Raw genomic sequence first — 18,410 nt, 5'->3', positions numbered from 1 at the left:
ATATGGATAGCAAAAATGGCTCTCTGGTTATTTCTTTGGATTTTGAACTACTCTGGGGGGTTCGGGACAAAAAGACCATTGCATCCTATGGTCAGGATATAGAGAATGTAAAATATGTAATCCCAAGGTTATTGAAGGTCTTTGCGGATTATGATGTAAAAGCTACTTTTTCCACCGTAGGATTTCTATTTGCCCATAACAAAGAAGAACTTTTAACGTATGTGCCTCAAGAAAAACCAACGTACATCAATAAGAATCTGTCACCCTATAATGGACATTTTGATCTTCTTGAAGAAAGTTCCCTTACGGATCCCTACCATTATGCCCCCGAGTTGATCACTCAAATAAAAAGTGATCAAAGACATTCACTCGGAACACATACTTTTAGCCACTACTACTGTCTGGAATCCGGTCAAACCTTAGACCAGTTCAAAGCAGACATCGTTTCGGCCAAAAGAATTGCCGAAAACAACGGTATACAGCTCCAATCCATTGTGTTTCCAAGAAACCAATGCAATATTGATTATTTGAACGTTTGCCAAGAACTTGGAATAGCTTCATACAGGGGCAATGAAAAGAGCTGGGCCTTTGAAGGAAATAGGAATAAAACTGGAAGGCTATGGATGTATGGAAGAAGATTGGGAAGGGGTCTGGACGCCTATTTCAATATATTTGGACACCATTGCTATACCTGGGATGAGTTAAGGTTTAAAGACCCTATTTATAATTTACCATCAAGCAGACTCTTAAGGTCCTATTCCAAAAAGCTTGGATTCTTGGAGTTTCTTAAAATAAGACGGATAAAAAAGAGCATGAAACACGCCGCCAAGCACAATAAGGTTTTTCATCTGTGGTGGCATCCACACAATTTTGGTTCCAATATGGATCAAAATTTCAAAAATTTAGAAAAGATTTTAACCATGTATCAGGCCCTTAACAAAAAGTACGGATTCATGTCCCACTCTATGGAAAGCCTGGTTGAAAAATTAGAAAAAGATGGACGAGATCAGTATACGTGAGGCCACAAAAACAGATTCACCGGAAATCGTTGAGTTGCTAAAAATTGCTCTAGGCGAAGGAACCGAAAAATCTGTTGAGAACTGGCATTGGAAACACTATGATAATCCATTTGGAAAGTCAAAGATATATGTAGCAACCATCGGTTCTGAAATTGTGGGCGTAAGGGCTTTTATGCAATGGAGATGGAAAGAGGCAAGTACCGAAAAAGAACTGAAAGCCGTACGGGCGGTAGATACGGCCGTATCTCCAAACCACCGGAGAAAAGGGATATTTTTAACATTGACCAACTATGCCCTTGAGAAGGTTAGGAAAGAGAATTTTGATTTTATCTTCAACACCCCAAACGATAAAAGTATCGGTGGGTATCTAAAACTTGGATGGGTTCTAAATAGAAAGATCCCCGTTAATTTGTTGGTCAACCCTCTTTTTTGGCTCTCTTCAAAGAAAAAACTGGAACAACTTTCAAAAGATTCGTTGGAGTTCATTGAACATGGGACACTACAATTTGCTACTCCATTCGCGGAAGCGGATTTAAGCTGCCCTTTTTCAAAGGAATATCTCCAATGGCGATACCTAAACAACCCTCTGGTCCCTTATAAGTACCTATACTCATCCGGTGTTTTCTTGGTCTATCGACTAAAGAAGACAAAAAAGATTACAGAGTGCCGTATTGTAGAGGTACAGCTCATGGATGCCAATGCGCACCAACATGTTAAAAAGGTCATTGCAATCTTGGCCAAAAGATATCTTGTTGTTTCAATGGTCAAAGGGATTCTTAAATCCAAATGGTTATTGAAAAATGGGGTGCTAGCCGTAAATCTAGAAAGGGAAGGCCCCAATATGGTAACAAAAAATGTAACCCTCCCTGAAAAAAAATATCAAATGCTCTTAGATACCCATTCCCCATATTGGGGCTTTAATCTTGGGGACATGGAATTGTTCTAATACGTGGACGGTCAAATGAAGAAAAAAATTATACGGATAACCACAGTACCAGGATCCTTAGGAGTTCTTTTGGACGGACAATTAAAATATATGTCCCAATTTTATGAGATCATTGGAATCTCTTCTGCAGGTAAACCCCCGCTGAGTCTCGAAAAAGTGGGCCAAAAGGAAAACATTAGGGTCATTCCTGTGGAAATGAGCAGAAGAATAACATTTTTTAAAGATCTAAAGGGAATTTTCCAGCTTTGCCGGATATTTTGGAAAGAAAAGCCGGATATGGTCCATACCCATACACCCAAAGCTGGTCTTTTGGGAATGATTGCAGCTTATATCACTAGGGTTCCACATCGATTACATACCGTTGCTGGTATGCCCTTGTTGGAGGCCACAGGAAAAAAAAGGAACCTATTGGACCTGGTTGAAAAAGTAACTTATTTCTGCGCCACCCATGTATATCCCAACTCATTTGGATTACAAGAGATTATCCTTGCCAACCAATATGCCCCACAAAAAAAGGTGAAGGTCATTGGACATGGAAGCTCTAATGGAATAGACACCTCCTATTTTGACCCAACCTTATTTGATGCCCAAGATAAAGCAACCCTTGCCCAATCCCTGAATATTTCCAATGATGACTTTGTTTTTGTATTTGTTGGAAGATTGGTAAAGGATAAAGGCATCAACGAGCTTATTGCCGCCTTTACGGAGTTGTCCAAGGAGAATCACAATATTGTGTTGTTGCTGGTAGGTGGTTTTGAAGCCGAATTAGACCCGCTTTTACCCGAAACCCTTGCCTTAATGGATGCCAATAAAAAAATAGTGTCCGTAGGATGGCAAAACGATGTAAGACCATATCTAGCCATGGCAGACTCCATGGTATTCCCCAGTTATAGGGAGGGCTTTCCCAATGCAGTCCTGCAATCGGCCGCAATGGGCCTACCCAGTATTGTGAGCGATATCAATGGCTGTAATGAAATTGTCAAAAATCATGTTAACGGTATCATTGTAGCACCAAAAAATACGGAACAATTAAAAAATGCCATGGCTTCCCTGTTAAACAATAGGGATACGGTTCAATTGAACTCTGGTGAAATTAGAAAACAAATCCAAGACCACTATAAAAGACAGGTCATTTGGGAGAACATTTTGGAAGAATACAACCAGTTGTTACTGAGCTCCAACACCCCATAAAGCAAAAAATATATGTACAAATTGTTTTTCAAAAGATTCTTAGATTTAGTGCTTTCCATATTTGGATTTATTCTTCTTTTTCCAGTTTTCTTATTGATCTGGTTCATCCTTCTATTTGTGAATCAAGGGAAACCTTTCTTTCTACAACCTAGGCCTGGAAAAAATGAAGCCATTTTCTCCATCATAAAGTTCAAGACCATGAAGGACACCAAAGATGGAAATGGGAAACTTTTACCTGATGAATTAAGGGTCACCAAATTTGGAACTTTTTTACGAAAGTCCTCTTTGGATGAAATTCCCCAGCTGATCAGTATCATCAAAGGGGATATGAGTTTAATAGGACCTCGGCCCCTGCGGGTGCGCTATCTGCCCTATTACACCGAGGCAGAAAAAATAAGACATACCGTAAGGCCGGGAATAACTGGTCTTGCGCAAATTTCGGGAAGAAATTTATTGGATTGGGACAAAAGGCTTCAAAAGGATATTGAGTATGTGAACAATCTATCTTTTATACTTGATATGCAAATTTTTGTAAAAACAGCCATAAAGGTCCTCTTCAGAAAAGATGTCGCCTTGGATTCAGAATCCGGTATGATCGATTTCGATGTACTTAGAAAAAATGAAGCCCAGAAGAATTGATTGTGGTCAGCATTGAACTTTAAAACATATTAGTTCACCAAATCCAATTTATCCATTTCCTGGGTCTTCTTGACCAAGTTTCTTTGTTTTGCTATGGCATTATTGATGACCAACTTTCTTTTTCCGGAAGGCAATAGGGGAATGTCATCAACATATTTGATCTTAATTTTTGCATCCTCACCGAAATATTCCATATAGCGGTCGTGTAGGGTCCTTTCACTTCTGTCATCCAATCGTTCGGAAACCTTCAATTTTATGATATATATGCCATTTTCCTCCTCTACAAATTGAAACTGCTCTATTCCCTTGAACTGCAATATATGGTGAATTATATGCGAGGAAACGTACTCTCCTTTGGTATTTGTGAACATATCCATTTTTCTACCTTCAATACGGGCAAATGACACGGTATGATGTTCTGGGTCCTGCTGCAAAACACCAACATCTCCCGTATCATATCTGATAAGAGGCATGGAATAATTGAACAGATCGGTAATGACTATCCTTCCCGGTTCTCCTAGATCTACGGGTCTGTCATGGTTCAAGTCCAATATCTCTATATGATAGCTGGCCCAATTGATCTCAAAATTTCCTGTCTGACCGTTAATTTTTTGCTGTGCCAATATTCCATTTTCACTGTTGGAGTATCTAGATACCACCTCTGTCCCGAAATACTCCAACACCTTGTTCTTTACATCGGAACCTAATGCTTCGGCTATTGCAATCACCGAATTGACCTTGAATTTTCGTTGGCCAAAATCCTTTTGGTTTTTGTCCAGATATTTGCAAATGGAGTCCAAAGCGGAAGTATAGGCCAATAAATTTTTGTTTGACTTGTCCTTTTCAAGTGCAGATATCAATTTCGCAACATTTTGATCGCTCAAATTGTCCACAGAGTGCATGGATATGTTCTGAAGCAAGGACAATAGCCAATTTTTCTTATACTGCTTGTCCCATAACCTTAGGTAATAGAGTCTTGATCCAAGTTCAAACCCTGCTCTTTCCGCAAAAAATATGGTGTCGGCAGTGTTCCTATCTCTTTTGTTTCCATCATGCAATATCTTAAAAGGTTTACCGGTTGAGCCGCTGGTACTGACCTCGTGCATGTGTCTGTTCTTGTAATCCAAACTTCTAAAGTGCTCAAACTTCTCCCTTACAATCTGTTTGTTTATTACAGGGAATTGTTCCAACTGGGCCAAGTTTAAAGGGATATCATAATAAAAAGGCACCGTTTTAATAGTATGCTCAAGAATATTGGATAGATTTTTATGCCTTATATACCGAGCTTCGTCAGAGTTGGGGTTGTTTAGCACCAACTGAATCTCCCGATAATGTTTCTTTACTCCCCCACCCTTTAAGGCATCAATGCTCCAAAAAGCATTCTTGCGAAGTTTTTCCAAAATTTTGATCATAGGTTGTACATTATATAATGGGGGATTGGTTTATCATTTATTTTTAGTTGTCAATTTCTATCCGGCTAACGTATATTACCTTATTTTTCAGACTATCAATCACATAGGTGTATTGTTTAGACTCCTCTTCAGGAATTTTTACATATCTCCCAACATGCTGGCCATCAACTGTGGCATAGATTAAGGGATCATCCTTTAGCACATTATACTTTACTCTTCTATATTCAGTGGTATCATTGGGCCTTAAATCCCCAAACCGTGTCGATAGCAAAGCAACTTGTCTAAAAATACAATCTGTATGGTTCACAATACGGACCGGGATGCCTGATTCTTCTTCAACTGAACTGGCAATCTGTCCATAAGTATCATGTAGACAACACCCAAGGAACAATCCGGTCATTATTTTGAACAAAACCATTCTAAAATATATTCCATCTAAAATTACCATATAAGAGTTCCATCTGTTGTTTAAAATCTGCTAAATCCCTAAAAAATCTATGAACTGCATTCTTTGTTTTAATTATGGCCAATATTCCATTATAAGACAAGAAATTCGTAATTTTAAACTATAAAAAACTTCATTTCTCAGTGGTGAGATCATACACTTTTCTTCTCCTTCTTTTTTTTACTATCAATTGCTTTTCACAACTCCAAGTTACGGGAAGAGTGTTGGAATATAATGATAAGGGAAAAACCATTGGGTTACCAGATGTAAATGTCTATTGGTTATCCAGTACAATAGGAACAACCACCGATCTATCGGGAAACTTTAAAATTCCTTTTAACAAAGATTATAAGTTTCTTGTTGTTAGCTCCATTGGGCACCGCTCGGATACCATTCCCGTAAACAGGCCCAGTCTTGGCAATATTGTACTATACCCCAATGTGGTATTGGAGGAAGTAATCGTGGAAAAGGAGTTTGCCCCCTTACAGAAATCGCTCTTCAAGGTACAGAACGTGGTGGCAGTGGACGGCAGAGAAATGCTAAAAGCCGCATGTTGCAATCTCTCTGAAAGTTTTGAAACCAATCCTACCGTGGATGTAAACATTTCCGATGCCATTTTAGGGGCCAAACAAGTACAGATGTTGGGACTAAATAGCCCGTACCTGATGTTCACCCAAGAAAATATGCCATCCATAAGGGGTGCATCGCAGGTATTTGGACTTTCTTTTACCCCCGGCTCCTGGATTGAAAGCATTCAAATTACGAAAGGGGCTGGAAGCGTGCTCAATGGTTTTGAGAGTATTTCAGGGCATATCAACAGTGAATTGGTAAAGCCTTTGGCAGACAAGCGTTTTTTTGTCAATATGTACGCAAACAACTATGAGCGCTATGAGTTCAACTCTCGAGTAAACCATAATATTTCCGATTTTCTTGGTGTTGGGTTCTACATCCATGCCAATTTAAGAAACGGGCATATAGATCGTAATAAGGATTCATTTCTAGATACTCCACTTGCCAAACAAGTCAATTTCATGAACCGGTGGCAATACCTAAATCCGGAGAACGGTTGGGTAAGCTATTTAAATATGCAATACCTATCTGATTCCAAGGAAATCGGTCAATCTGATTTCAATCCGGATACCGATAAGCTCACCTCCAATTCATGGGGTAGTGAAATCAATACCTCCCGATGGGACCTGTCTGCTAAAGTGGGATATGTGTTTCCCGACCTACCCTATCAAAGTTTTGGATTTCAAACTGCATTTAGTTCCCACGATCAAAATTCTTTTTATGGGCTGAACCTCTATGACATAAACCAGAATGCTTTTTATTCAAATTTGATTTTCAATAGCATCATAGGAAGCACCCAGCATAAATTCAAAACGGGATTAAGTTTAACCCACGACGGTTACAAAGAGACCGTAAATTCGTCTTCTTTTAACCGAAACGACAATACCATTGGTGCCTTCTTTGAATACACTTATGACAATCTGGAAGGTCTAAGTTTTGAAGCAGGCATACGCGCCGACCACAGTAATAATTTGGGTAATTTTGTTACCCCCAGGTTCCATTTGAGACAATCTTTATGGGACAAGGCCAGTTTTAGGGCCTCATTTGGGAGAGGAAAGCGTGGGACCAATATTTTTTCGGAGAATCAACAACTTTTTGCTTCCTCTAGACAGATCGTGATAAACGGTACTGGCGGCAACTATTATGGTTTAAGGCCGGAAAAAGCATGGAACTATGGGGTAAGTTTCATTCAAAAACTATATTTATGGAACAGGGTCTTGGATTTTTCCATTGATTTTTACAGAACATCATTTGAGGACCAAATCATCGTAGACTGGGAAAATCCGAGGGAAATAGCTTTTTATAATCTGGATGGAAAAAGTAGATCCAATAGCCTACAAATCGATCTTAACTATGAAATCCTCCAAGATTTCCATTTAAGAACCACCTACAAATACTTTGATGTAATCGCCGATTACAACAGTGGCCGATTGACAAAACCATTACAACCTTCGTACCGATTCTTTGTCAACCTAGGCTACGAAACACAGAAAAAGTATGAAAGGCAATGGCGTTTCGATATCACATCAAATTGGCTCGGAAAACAAAGATTGCCCAACACGAGTTCCAATCCTGAAGCGTATCAACTACCCACCCATTCCGAAGGATATGTTTTGGTAAATACGCAGATTACACGGGTATTCTCCAATAAATTTGAACTTTATATTGGTGGGGAAAACATAGGGAACTTTACCCAAAAAGAACCGATTTTGTCGAGTAACAATCCTTTTGGCCCATATTTTGACAGTACCATCTTATACGGCCCTGTTCTGGGCAACACCTATTATGCGGGCTTTAGATATAAAATTTAAACTCTATTCCATATGAAAACAATACTATTTGCCGTTTTTACAGTAATGCTGGTTTCCATTGGCCATGGTCAAGAGAAAAACAAATCGGTTACTTTTGAGATAAAAGGAAATTGCGGCATGTGCAAAAATCGCATTGAAAAAGCTGCCATAAAGATCAAAGGGGTAAAGTTTACTTCCTGGAATGCGGACACAAAAGAGTTCCATGCCATCATCGATGAGAGGAAATGTTCCATATCGGACATCAAAAAAAGAATTGCAGAAGTCGGGCATGACTCAGAAGGGTTCACAGCACCAGACGAGGTCTATGACAACTTACCGGAATGCTGTAAATACAGAGACCCCGCAAGCATACATATGGACCATGGAAAACATTGATGGGTTCCATCAGATACAAACAAGGTTTTAAAACAAAAAAGGAGGGCAAATGCCCTCCTTTTATATTATGAAGTATCTTATTTATAAGATTACATTTTAACAACTCGTTTGACCACCAGTATTTTACCATTGGCATCGGTGACCCTTATTACATAGAACCCAACGGAGAGGCCATATAAATTTTTAATCACCAAGGTATCGGTATTTTGGAAAGCTTCTTCCCTAATCAACATACCCATCATGTTGAATACTTCTATCACGCAATCCTTGCGTTTACTTAGGTTTATAGTAATCTTTTCCGTAAAAGGATTAGGATGTGCCGTAATAATAATAGGCTTATCATCCAACAAATCCCCTCCCTCTTCCCATACAATGGGTTCGAGAAGCATTGGGGAGAAATCATATGGGTTTTTCTTTCTAATGACTCCAGATTTACCCGAAATGCCCCCATTCTCCACATCAATACTAGCTTGGAAAGAAGAACCTGCAGAAGCCTCAAAACCTGGGGTTAGATCAATTTGGTTAACAGATTCAAATCTTGCCGAAGTGCCGGCAGGTACTATAAAGTTATTGCCAGCTTCTATATTATATTGATAATAAAAGATTTCTTCCGGATTATAGGTGTTACTTACTATATAATTGTCCAACTGGGCCAGTCCATTTTCCGCATAAAACACTCCCAACACTCTAGTATCGGTAATATCATTGGGATCAACCAAAGGAAGCGTCTGTCCATCAAAAACATATGTGCCGTCGTAACGCAACATGGAAGTTGTTATGAATGCAGATGTTCCATGAATAGCCTCCCACTCTACCCAAACCTTATCTACAAAGGAATGGTGAAAATAGAACACGGGGTCCCTTGGAGACAATGTAGTAGGCATTGCACCTCCTGTCCAAACGTGTGCCCCACGGTGCACGGCTTGTCTTTCCAAAGCATTGCTAAAAACAAAGAAATCGGTAGCGTTCATTAGATTGCTTACATCCATTGGGGTGGGTAACGGTCCTCCTTCTCCAAAATTCCGGTTCAAACTCCAATTTTCATCAAAAGTCCCCAAAAGATCATCGTCCCAAAGGGCATCCGTAGATGATTGGTATATGGAAGAATCCCAAAACGCCAAGCTTATTTCCGGGTTGATGTCCTGGACAGCTTGTTCCATTTCAAACATTTGTCTACGGTGCCAAGCCAAGAAAATTTCCCGTTCGGCCTCATCGGGAAGATTAAAGTGTAAATCAAGTCTTGTTGGGTCCGCAGTATTGTCAAAGTTGAAGAAATCACCATGAAATTGGGCCAAATCATTAAATAAATCCGGGCCTTCCCTTAAGAGATAAAATGCATTTACCAACTCAGTTTTCTCATAATCGGTCATTTCATCAAACCCCTTACGGATACTTTGTCCAACACTCACTTGGACAAAAAGACAAATTGCAGCAATATAAACTAAAAAGTATTTTTTTTTCATAGGTTAACAGAACTGTGGCAAATGCTAATATTTTAATTGATGGTCATCTGTTTTAGAAAAGATGTCATGTGACTTTTTCAAATTACCATTCATTATCAATGGGATGAGCCGTTCACATCCATTTTTTTTTCTATTCTCTCCAATCTTTTCAGCAGATCCTTCATTTTCTCATTCTCTTCCTTCAACTCTTTTATTTCATCATTTTGACTTAAAACGTAAAGAGTAAGCTCTTCTATTTTCTGCAATAATTTTGCATTCATGGTTCCAAGATCGATTCCCTCTTCCTCAATCTGCTTGGCACTTGGGATATTGGGCAAGTGTCCATGCTCTTGGATATATTTTCTGATTTCTTCCAATTTCAACAAATCAAACTGATCGTGAAAAACAAAATCAGGCCAATTTCCTTGAAGTTCAACACGAACCCCTTCTGCAATCACATTACCTGCGACAGCCAATCTATACCCCTGTGTATCTGTGGTACCAATTCCTACATTACGATCGGCAAACAAATCCCTTGCGGTCCAATCCACGGTGGTGAGATTGGAGTTCTCTGAAGTATAGTCCACTACTCCACCTCCGGCTGAAGTGGTCACTGTTTCTGTATTGCTGACCGTGGAGGTGTTTCCTGCTAGATCTTCCGCAAATACGGTGAAATCGTAGCTGGTACTTGGTGTGAGTCCGGTCACATTGAACGTGGTAGCTGTACCTGAGCTGCCGATACTCACGCCATCCCTGAAAACCTCGTAGTTGGTCACCCCTACATTGTCCGTGGATGCACTCCAGGACAAACTGGTGCCGGTTGATGTTGTATTGGAAGAGCCAAGGTCCGTGATCGCACTGGGAGCCTCCGTATCCGGAACCGCTGGTGTGTTCACGGTCTCCGTGTTGCTCACCGCAGAGGTGTTCCCTGCCGCATCTTCGGCAAATACCGTGAAATTATAGCTTGTACTTGGCGATAGTCCAGTAACATTGAAGGTCGTGGCAGCACCCGTATTGGCGATGCTCACACCATCCCTGAAAACTTCGTAGTTGGTCACCCCCACATTGTCCGTGGATGCACTCCAGGCCAGATCAGTACCGGTTGACGTAGTATTGGAAGAGCTCAGGTCCGTAACCGCACTGGGGGCCTCCGTGTCCGGTGCCGCCAAGGTGTTAACGGTCTCCGTGTTGCTCACCGCAGAGGTGTTCCCTGCCGCATCTTCGGCAAATACCGTGAAATCATAGCTTGTCTCCGGCGACAGGCCGGTCACATTAAAAGTTGTGGTTGTTCCCGTATTGGCAATGCTCACACCGTCCCTGAAGACCTCATAGTTGGTGACCCCGATGTTGTCCGTGGATGCACTCCAGGCCAGATCAGTACCGGTTGACGTAGTATTGGAAGAGCCAAGGTCCGTGACCGCACTGGGAGCCTCCGTATCCGGAACCCCTGGTGTGTTCACGGTCTCCGTGTTGCTCACCGCAGAGGTGTTCCCTGCCGCATCTTCGGCAAATACCGTGAAATCATAGCTTGTACTTGGTGATAGTCCAGTAACATTGAAGGTCGTTGTCGTTCCCGTATTGGCAATGCTTACACCATCCCTGAAAACTTCGTAGTTGGTCACCCCCACATTGTCCGTGGATGCACTCCAGGCCAGATCAGTACCGGTTGACGTAGTATTGGAAGAGCTCAGGTCCGTGACCGTACTGGGGGCCTCCGTGTCCGGTGCCGCCAAGGTGTTGACGGTCTCCGTGTTGCTCACCGCAGAGGTGTTCCCTGCCGCATCTTCGGCAAATACCGTAAAATTATAGCTTGTCTCCGGCGATAGGCCGGTCACATTAAAAGTTGTGGTTGTTCCCGTATTGGCAATGCTCACACCATCCCTGAAGACCTCATAGTTGGTGACCCCGATGTTGTCCGTGGATGCACTCCAGGTCAGGTCCGTACCGGTTGACGTAGTATTGGAAGAGCCAAGGTCCGTGACCGCACTGGGGGCTTCGGTATCTGTTCCCGCCAACGTATTCACATTTACTGTGTTGCTCACCGTAGAGGTGTTCCCTGCCGCATCTTCGGCAAATACCGTAAAATTATAGCTTGTCTCCGGTGACAGGCCGGTCACATTGAAGGTGGTGGCAGTACCCGTATTGGCTATGCTCACACCATCCCTGAAAACTTCGTAGTTGGTCACCCCTATGTTGTCCGTGGATGCGCTCCAAGTTAAATCCGTACCGGTTGATGTTGTATTGGAAGAGGACAAGTCCGTAACCGCACTGGGGGCTTCGGTGTCACTACCGGCAACAACTATGGACACGGCATCTATCAAAACAGTGTTCCCTGCGATAGTGCTTGTAGAGGATGGACTTGTATACACCCTTATCCTAGGTCTAGATGTGGTAGCTCTAACATTAAAAACATATTCGGCCCACTCAGTTCCAGAAATCTCTGTAACGGAAAACCCCGCCATCCCGGCCCAAGCTGCAAATGCAGGAGCGCCTGGCACCGTCCCCTTAGGGCCTTCCTTCGCCCAAATTCGTATGACATAGTCTTCCCCTACAACGGCATCAAAATAATATTCCAAAATCCTACCATTGGCGCTAGTAGATACCGCTCTAATTGAAAAACTACCAGACTGGGCATCAGTTCCATCTGAGGTAATGGTCGCATCTCCTATCCATCCTGTTGTGGCATTTGCTTCATTTTCTATGGAAGCTGCATTGGATTCGACATGTAGATTTTGAGAAAAAAAAGTACTAGGGAAACCTAAAATCAAAATTAGGGGTAAAACTCTTTTGAAAATCATTTTCTTGGCGGTGTTTTTATACGAACAAGGGAACATTACAAAAATATAGTGTGTTATAGAAAAAGGGGACCTGGACCTAAAAATTATCGATGAAACGCAAAAAAACACTTTGAGTACCACATAATTGCCCCTCTATGAAGATTGGGTAATATAGCAATACATACTTCATACCCAACTTTGTTCGTTATTACCATGTACGTTCGGGCCAAACCTGATTCCCAATAGCCCTCGGGGCATGAGTGTATCAGCTATTATTTTTGAACCATTTGGGAGCGTTTAACTTAAAATATAATGTATTCTTTAAGAGTATTTGTGACATTTAGCGTAATTTGGTTTCAAATTAAAGGTACGACCTAGTTGGACCTTTAGTTATCCGCCCTATTTTTTAAAAATTTGTCTTAACCTCTATTAAAAATGGAACACAACTTTTTTAACCTCGCGAGGAACAAAATGTTCTGGATTTTAGATGCGGTGAAAGGGGGTAAAATCAAAAAAAACTTAAGAGACATAGAAGCCTCTTTTTCTCTTGGGTCATTTGATTTACTGATGGATAAGAACAATCCTGCCTTAAAAAACTTGTTGGATCTAGCCGTAAATGAAACCGAATTCTACAAGAACCGCAAAACATATACTTCCCTCCAAGATTTCCCTGTTGTCAACAAGAATGTTATAAAAGAACATTTTGAGGGATTGGTGACTACATCTTCCAAGGAAAAAAAGGTCAACAAAATTTTCACCAGTGGCTCTACGGGGGTCCCTTTCATGATATATCAGAATCAAGAGAAAAAAAATAGGAACACGGCGGATACCATTTATTTTGCGAAGCAAGCTGGATTTACCATTGGTGACAAATTACTCTATGTAAGACTATGGACCAAAGAGCTTAGGAAGAAAAGAATACCTGCCTTAATACAGAACATTTCCCCGATCAATATAGAGGATTTGGAAGGTGAAAAAATTCAGCATTTGTTGACAAAACTCCAAAAAAACAAATCCCCAAAGGGATGGCTGGGCTATCCTTCCGGTCTTGAAAAAATATGTGACTATTTAGATGCTATCAATTCAAAACCAATTCATTGCAACATCAAGTCCATCATAGGAATGTCTGAAAACCTGAGTGATGATGTCCGTAGTAGAATGTGGTATTACTTTGATACCCCTATGGTCTCCAGGTATTCAAACTTTGAAAATGGTATCATAGCACAACAGACCGCCAGCAGTAATTATTTTGTCATAAATTGGGCCAGTTACATACTTGAAATATTGGATTTCAACTCTGACAGACCTGTGAAACATGGCGAATTGGGCCGTATTGTGATTACCGACCTATACAACCATGCCACCCCCATGATCAGGTACGATACTGGAGATGTTGGCGCCATAGCGATCGATCCCGATCAACCTTTCCCTGTATTGAAAACAGTGGAAGGAAGAAAATCGGATATTCTATTGGATACTATGGGTTCCATGATAAGTCCTTTTAAGTTCATGAGTATCATTCCAAAATATCCAGAGGTCAAACAAATCCAATTTTTACAGGTAGACAATGCAACCTACACTATCAAAATAAATATGGATGACTCTTTTAATAGAGAAGAAGAGCTCCTAAGCTTATTCAAGTCCTATGTAGGCCAAGATGCCAAGGTAAAAATGGAGTATGTGAATGAAATTCCCCTATTAAATTCGAAAAAAAGAAAAATCAGTCGAAATCTCTTAACTGAAAAAAATATATCAAAAGAAAAATCCCTTTCCGTTTAGTATTCCTTTTATGAAACCAAACCACATCCTATTTACCTGTGCGGGCCGCAGAAACTATTTGATCAACTATTTTAAAGAGGCCTTACAGGGCAATGGACTCATATTGGCGGCTGACAATCAATTGTCGGCACCGGCGTTAGTTGATGCCGATGTAGCTTTGGAGGTCCCTTCCATCTATGATAAAGAATATATCGGAAAATTAAAGGAGCTCATAAAAACACATGAAATCAATGCGATCATTTCACTCAATGATTTGGAGCTGCCCATTTTGGCCAAACACAAGGAAGAACTTGAAAGTCTTGGGGCCAAGGTAATTATATCTGCCCCCAATGTAATTGACATTGCCTTTGACAAATGGAAAACATTCAACTTTTTCAAGGAAGTTGGGGTAGATACCCCCAAGACGTATCTGACCCTTTTTGATGCCCAAAAAGCATTGGAAAATGGTGAGTTGGAATACCCCCTTGTCATTAAACCCAGATGGGGAAGCGCCTCCATAGCCATTGATGTGGTTGAAAATGAAGAAGAACTTGCATTGGCCTATGAATTGCAACGTATCAAAATCAAAAAATCCATTCTTAAGGATGCCAGTGCGGACGATATTGAAAAAAGTATCCTTATCCAAGAAAAAATAAATGGGGACGAATATGGAATAGACATCCTAAACGATTTTCAAGGAAATCATTATGGCTCATTCATCCGAAAAAAAATGGGTATGAGGTCTGGTGAAACGGATAAAGCATTATCTGTAATAAACAAGGAGTTCTCTAAAATAGCACAAACCATTGCTGAAAAGACCAAGCATATTGGAAACATGGACTGCGACTTTTTTGTAAGTAATGGAAAGGTGTATTATTTGGAGATGAACCCAAGATTTGGTGGAGGATATCCCTTTTCACACGAAGCTGGAATAAACACTCCTGCCATTTATCTTGCTTGGCTCAATGGGGACGACTCTGTGGACCGGTTCAACAACTTTAAAGAAGGATTGATGTTCTCTAAATGTGACAGACTTATCCCGATAAAAAATTGGTAATAAGCATAGCTTATCTCTAAACAAAATAAAAAAGCCGAGCTAATGCTCGGCTTTTTTCTATATGTCAACCCTATCTACAGGTTTATTATCTTGAATTCCGACCTTCTGTTTTTGGAGTGCTGTTCCTCTGTACAACGTACCCCATCCGCACAATCGTTCACCAATTGTGTCTCTCCAAAAGCTTCATGCTGTATACGATCTTGAGATATTCCCTTGGAAATCACATACTCTACCGTACGTTCAGCCCTTCTCTCGGACAGCCACTGATTGTATTGGTGTGTACCTCTGGAATCTGTATGTGCAGCAATCTTAATGGTCAGTTTAGGTTCACTTTCCATAATGGACACAAGCTCATCCAACAATTCCTTGTCCTTTGAGGTGAGGTAAGATGAATTCAATCTAAAGTACACATTGCCCAATTGATTGATTTTGTTCTGAAGGGTAGCTCGTCTTGCTTCCTCGGCCTCTTTTTTGGCTTTCTCGGCAGCGGCCAATTCGGCAGCTTCCTTTTCCCTTTGTAAACGTTCCGCCAACAAGCGGGCTTCTTCTGCTTTTGCTATGGAATCCTGAACCCTTTGTTGCTCTTTTTCCATTTCTTCCAACAAGGCCAATTTTTCCTGTCCTTTTCTGGAAAGTCCTTTTTCCACATCAAACCTGTAGGCAACACCCAATGCGTGTTGAATGTGATTTGTGGCATTATCCGTACTCATTGCCCATTTTCCCGTAGTATTGAAATCCAACCCCCAATGGTCAGAGAACCATGTCCTAAATCCCGCCACGGCGTTGTAAGTTCCCCTACCTTGATTATTCGCGTCAGTGTAACCGGCACCAATACCAATATAGGGGTCAAAAAATCCGGTTTCCCCCAAAATCATATTTAGGTCATAGCTTACCCTAAAATCAATTCCAAAGTAATCTTTGTCCTCAGGATTGACCACTTTATCAATGGTCTTTCCTTCCTTGTATTGGTTATAGCTACCAATGGCTTCCAATCCCAATCCATTCTTAAAATAGCGGCCAACACTAATTCTGGAGGGGTAAGGTACCATGTTCCAGGCATCTTCCATATCAAAAAGTCTGCTAAACTCATGTCCGGAATCATCCACTATGTTGGTTCCCAAAGAAACAAGCCAATAGCTGTTTACAATGCTATCTTTCTTGGTCAGCTCCAATTCTGGTTCTTGGGAAAAAGTAGATGTGGTTAAAATACATGCCAAAGCCACACAGGCCAATCTTGAAATATTCATTATGTAAGATTTGAGGTTATTGATAACAAAGCTAGGCCAACATGCCAAAAAGGAGAAGTTTGCACTTTCAAGTGCTTTAATTTTCGATGAGACGCAAAAAAAGGAAAGTTATTTTGGGTTTACCACCCTACCTTTTGAAAATGGATTTCCTTTGGGGTACGTGGCATTTTATACAAATAAAAAGGGTGCGAAACAGCTTGGAATCCTTCTTCTTTTGCCGGATTGGATAGTTCTATCGCTACCAATAGTTCGTCTTCGGTCTGCTGAATTCTTGATAGCATTGGTTCCTTTTCTCCTTGAAGTTCTCCCAAGCAGACGACCAAAACCGTTTCGGTTGAAAAATCAATACTTGGAACAGGAAGACCAGGCTTTCTGGTCTTGTTGATCTGTGCATAGAATTTGTTCAACGACTTGGTATCCTGTATAACCATGGTCTCATACTCAGAAATACCACTGTATCCATCATGCGCCACCAAAACCAAATCTTCCATTTTTTCCCCATATAGGGACTGCGCCTTACAGGAAAGCAACCCAATCAACATCAGCAAAGACAAGGCATATTTCATATATTAAACGGTATTCTTGAACCTGGAATTATAGGCTTTCTCGTAGATTTCTTCATACAGGGGCAAAATATTGATAATATCAAACTTGGAAGCTACGTTGTATGCGTTTTGTTTGAATTTTTCCAAAGTTTGGTCGTCCCTCAAGATCTGTAGGGCCTTGGAGGCCATATCATCCACATCACCCACATTGGACAAGAAGCCCGAAACTCCATCAATGTTCACTTCTGGAATACCTCCCGTATTACTGGAAACCACCGCAACCTTGTTGATCATGGCTTCCAAGGCGGCCAAACCAAAACTTTCCGTTTCCGAGGGTAACAGGAAGAGATCTGAAAAACAGAGAATCCTATCAATTTCAGTACTATTGCCCAAGAACAACACTTTATCCTTCAGGCCTAAATCATCACACATCTGCTCAGCACTTTCCTTTTCGGGCCCCTCTCCCACCATAATCAATTTTGAAGGAATTTCCTTTTGAATACGATGGAACACCCGAATAACGTCAGGAATGCGCTTTACCTTTCTAAAGTTACTGATATGGGTTATGATACGCTCATTGTCCTTGGCCATCAAAGAACGTTGGCAATCGGTATATTCCGTACTGTACTTGGTTTTTTCTATAAAGTTGGGAATCACCTCAATATCTCTTTCAATCTCAAAAAGATCCAACGTACTTTTTTTCAAGGCCTCGGAAACGGAGGTGACCACATCGGATTTATTGATACTGAAGGTAACAGCGGGCTTATAGAATGGGTGTTTGCCCACCAAAGTGATATCGGTTCCGTGCAAGGTTGTGATCATAGGAATAAAAATCCCATACTCCTGAAGCATCTTCTTGGCCATATAGCCCGCATAGGCGTGAGGAATGGCATAATGCACGTGCAGCAACTCGATCTCATACAATTTTATGGTATCCACCAACTTACTGGACAATGCCAGCTCATAGGGTTGATAATGAAACAGGGGATACTCGGGAACATGGACCTCGTGAAAATGGATGTTGTTCCCTAAAAGTCCCAATCGAACCGGTTGTTTATAGGTAATAAAGTGCACTTCATGCCCTCTTTCCGCCAAGGCTATTCCCAATTCGGTGGCAACAACACCACTTCCCCCAAAAGTGGGATAACAAACAATTGCAATTTTCATGAAAACAAA

The 18,410-nt window shown here is 41.0% G+C and carries 15 protein-coding genes; 8 read left to right on the top strand and 7 right to left on the bottom strand.

The features are described 5' to 3' along the window. Nucleotides 1–2 precede the first annotated feature (2 nt). The 4 genes from ACPD8L_RS02460 to ACPD8L_RS02445 are packed head-to-tail and all read left to right on the top strand — an operon-like array spanning nucleotide 3 to nucleotide 3,795. Complete coding sequence (locus ACPD8L_RS02460; RefSeq protein ID WP_116219012.1) at nucleotides 3–1,019, top strand: polysaccharide deacetylase family protein; 1,017 nt, start codon at nucleotides 3–5, stop codon at nucleotides 1,017–1,019. Next, the gene (locus ACPD8L_RS02455) at nucleotides 997–1,965 is read left to right on the top strand and encodes a GNAT family N-acetyltransferase (protein ID WP_421809242.1); all 969 of its coding nucleotides are present in this window, start codon (nucleotides 997–999) and stop codon (nucleotides 1,963–1,965) included. The genes ACPD8L_RS02460 and ACPD8L_RS02455 overlap by 23 nt, the downstream gene beginning before the upstream one ends. Nucleotides 1,966–1,980: 15 nt before the next feature. Then, nucleotides 1,981–3,156 carry a glycosyltransferase family 4 protein gene (locus ACPD8L_RS02450; RefSeq protein ID WP_116219014.1) on the top strand — a complete coding sequence of 392 codons (1,176 nt, stop codon included), beginning with the start codon at nucleotides 1,981–1,983 and terminating at the stop codon, nucleotides 3,154–3,156. 12 nt (nucleotides 3,157–3,168) lie between these two features. After that, entirely contained in the window at nucleotides 3,169–3,795 is a 627-nt protein-coding gene (locus ACPD8L_RS02445; protein ID WP_116219015.1) for a sugar transferase, read from the top strand. Nucleotides 3,796–3,824: 29 nt separating this feature from the next. On the opposite strand, the gene ACPD8L_RS02440 is transcribed toward ACPD8L_RS02445, so the two are convergent. Together ACPD8L_RS02440 and ACPD8L_RS02435 are read right to left on the bottom strand one after the other, a co-directional pair. Beyond that, nucleotides 3,825–5,207, bottom strand: coding sequence for a phenylacetate--CoA ligase family protein (locus ACPD8L_RS02440; RefSeq protein WP_116219016.1), 1,383 nt, complete (start codon nucleotides 5,205–5,207; stop codon nucleotides 3,825–3,827). 43 nt (nucleotides 5,208–5,250) lie between these two features. Further along, entirely contained in the window at nucleotides 5,251–5,607 is a 357-nt protein-coding gene (locus ACPD8L_RS02435; RefSeq protein WP_423941689.1) for a hypothetical protein, read from the bottom strand. A gap of 266 nt (nucleotides 5,608–5,873) precedes the next feature. On the opposite strand from ACPD8L_RS02435, the gene ACPD8L_RS02430 reads away from it, so the two are divergent. Continuing rightward, complete coding sequence (locus ACPD8L_RS02430) at nucleotides 5,874–8,033, top strand: TonB-dependent receptor (RefSeq protein ID WP_421809239.1); 2,160 nt, start codon at nucleotides 5,874–5,876, stop codon at nucleotides 8,031–8,033. A gap of 12 nt (nucleotides 8,034–8,045) precedes the next feature. Beyond that, on the top strand, nucleotides 8,046–8,408 hold the full coding sequence (locus tag ACPD8L_RS02425; protein ID WP_116219018.1) for a heavy-metal-associated domain-containing protein: 363 nt from the start codon (nucleotides 8,046–8,048) through the stop codon (nucleotides 8,406–8,408). 89 nt (nucleotides 8,409–8,497) lie between these two features. Here the strand turns inward: ACPD8L_RS02425 and ACPD8L_RS02420 are convergent, their stop codons facing one another. Both ACPD8L_RS02420 and ACPD8L_RS02415 read right to left on the bottom strand, forming a co-directional pair. Further along, on the bottom strand, nucleotides 8,498–9,871 hold the full coding sequence (locus tag ACPD8L_RS02420) for a tyrosinase family protein (RefSeq protein ID WP_293300138.1): 1,374 nt from the start codon (nucleotides 9,869–9,871) through the stop codon (nucleotides 8,498–8,500). 95 nt (nucleotides 9,872–9,966) lie between these two features. Beyond that, nucleotides 9,967–12,648 carry a fibronectin type III domain-containing protein gene (locus ACPD8L_RS02415; RefSeq protein ID WP_423941687.1) on the bottom strand — a complete coding sequence of 894 codons (2,682 nt, stop codon included), beginning with the start codon at nucleotides 12,646–12,648 and terminating at the stop codon, nucleotides 9,967–9,969. A gap of 546 nt (nucleotides 12,649–13,194) precedes the next feature. On the opposite strand from ACPD8L_RS02415, the gene ACPD8L_RS02410 reads away from it, so the two are divergent. Together ACPD8L_RS02410 and ACPD8L_RS02405 are read left to right on the top strand one after the other, a co-directional pair. Next, nucleotides 13,195–14,406: a phenylacetate--CoA ligase family protein gene (locus tag ACPD8L_RS02410; RefSeq protein ID WP_423941685.1), complete on the top strand. Its 1,212-nt coding sequence runs from the start codon at nucleotides 13,195–13,197 to the stop codon at nucleotides 14,404–14,406. 10 nt (nucleotides 14,407–14,416) lie between these two features. Continuing rightward, the gene (locus tag ACPD8L_RS02405) at nucleotides 14,417–15,442 is read left to right on the top strand and encodes an ATP-grasp domain-containing protein (RefSeq protein WP_116219022.1); all 1,026 of its coding nucleotides are present in this window, start codon (nucleotides 14,417–14,419) and stop codon (nucleotides 15,440–15,442) included. Nucleotides 15,443–15,516: 74 nt separating this feature from the next. On the opposite strand, the gene ACPD8L_RS02400 is transcribed toward ACPD8L_RS02405, so the two are convergent. The 3 genes from ACPD8L_RS02400 to bshA all read right to left on the bottom strand — a co-directional run bounded on the left by ACPD8L_RS02400 (nucleotide 15,517) and on the right by bshA (nucleotide 18,401). Next, nucleotides 15,517–16,689 carry an OmpA family protein gene (locus tag ACPD8L_RS02400; RefSeq protein WP_421809235.1) on the bottom strand — a complete coding sequence of 391 codons (1,173 nt, stop codon included), beginning with the start codon at nucleotides 16,687–16,689 and terminating at the stop codon, nucleotides 15,517–15,519. Between the two features lie 119 nt (nucleotides 16,690–16,808). Continuing rightward, nucleotides 16,809–17,255, bottom strand: a complete 447-nt coding sequence (locus ACPD8L_RS02395; RefSeq protein ID WP_147300878.1) for a hypothetical protein — start codon at nucleotides 17,253–17,255, stop codon at nucleotides 16,809–16,811. Between the two features lie 3 nt (nucleotides 17,256–17,258). Next, a complete protein-coding gene (bshA, locus tag ACPD8L_RS02390; protein WP_116219025.1) occupies nucleotides 17,259–18,401 on the bottom strand; it encodes an N-acetyl-alpha-D-glucosaminyl L-malate synthase BshA in 1,143 nt (380 codons plus the stop codon). Nucleotides 18,402–18,410: the final 9 nt, after the last annotated feature.

Origin of the sequence: Flagellimonas algicida (assembly GCF_049629585.1) — a bacterium.
Lineage (GTDB): Bacteria > Bacteroidota > Bacteroidia > Flavobacteriales > Flavobacteriaceae > Flagellimonas.
This window is presented reverse-complemented; position numbering and strand designations above follow the sequence as displayed.

Bases quoted from the DNA above. Each gene is read 5' to 3' on its own strand.
- ACPD8L_RS02420 (WP_293300138.1), bottom strand. From the start codon at position 9,871: ATGAAAAAAAAATACTTTTTAGTTTATATTGCTGCAATTTGTCTTTTT.
- ACPD8L_RS02450 (WP_116219014.1), top strand. From the start codon at position 1,981: ATGAAGAAAAAAATTATACGGATAACCACAGTACCAGGATCCTTAGGA.
- ACPD8L_RS02395 (WP_147300878.1), bottom strand. From the start codon at position 17,255: ATGAAATATGCCTTGTCTTTGCTGATGTTGATTGGGTTGCTTTCCTGT.
- ACPD8L_RS02440 (WP_116219016.1), bottom strand. From the start codon at position 5,207: ATGATCAAAATTTTGGAAAAACTTCGCAAGAATGCTTTTTGGAGCATT.
- ACPD8L_RS02435 (WP_423941689.1), bottom strand. From the start codon at position 5,607: ATGACCGGATTGTTCCTTGGGTGTTGTCTACATGATACTTATGGACAG.
- ACPD8L_RS02425 (WP_116219018.1), top strand. From the start codon at position 8,046: ATGAAAACAATACTATTTGCCGTTTTTACAGTAATGCTGGTTTCCATT.
- ACPD8L_RS02410 (WP_423941685.1), top strand. From the start codon at position 13,195: ATGGATAAGAACAATCCTGCCTTAAAAAACTTGTTGGATCTAGCCGTA.
- ACPD8L_RS02455 (WP_421809242.1), top strand. From the start codon at position 997: ATGGACGAGATCAGTATACGTGAGGCCACAAAAACAGATTCACCGGAA.
- bshA (WP_116219025.1), bottom strand. From the start codon at position 18,401: ATGAAAATTGCAATTGTTTGTTATCCCACTTTTGGGGGAAGTGGTGTT.
- ACPD8L_RS02445 (WP_116219015.1), top strand. From the start codon at position 3,169: ATGTACAAATTGTTTTTCAAAAGATTCTTAGATTTAGTGCTTTCCATA.
- ACPD8L_RS02400 (WP_421809235.1), bottom strand. From the start codon at position 16,689: ATGAATATTTCAAGATTGGCCTGTGTGGCTTTGGCATGTATTTTAACC.
- ACPD8L_RS02460 (WP_116219012.1), top strand. From the start codon at position 3: ATGGATAGCAAAAATGGCTCTCTGGTTATTTCTTTGGATTTTGAACTA.
- ACPD8L_RS02405 (WP_116219022.1), top strand. From the start codon at position 14,417: ATGAAACCAAACCACATCCTATTTACCTGTGCGGGCCGCAGAAACTAT.
- ACPD8L_RS02415 (WP_423941687.1), bottom strand. From the start codon at position 12,648: ATGATTTTCAAAAGAGTTTTACCCCTAATTTTGATTTTAGGTTTCCCT.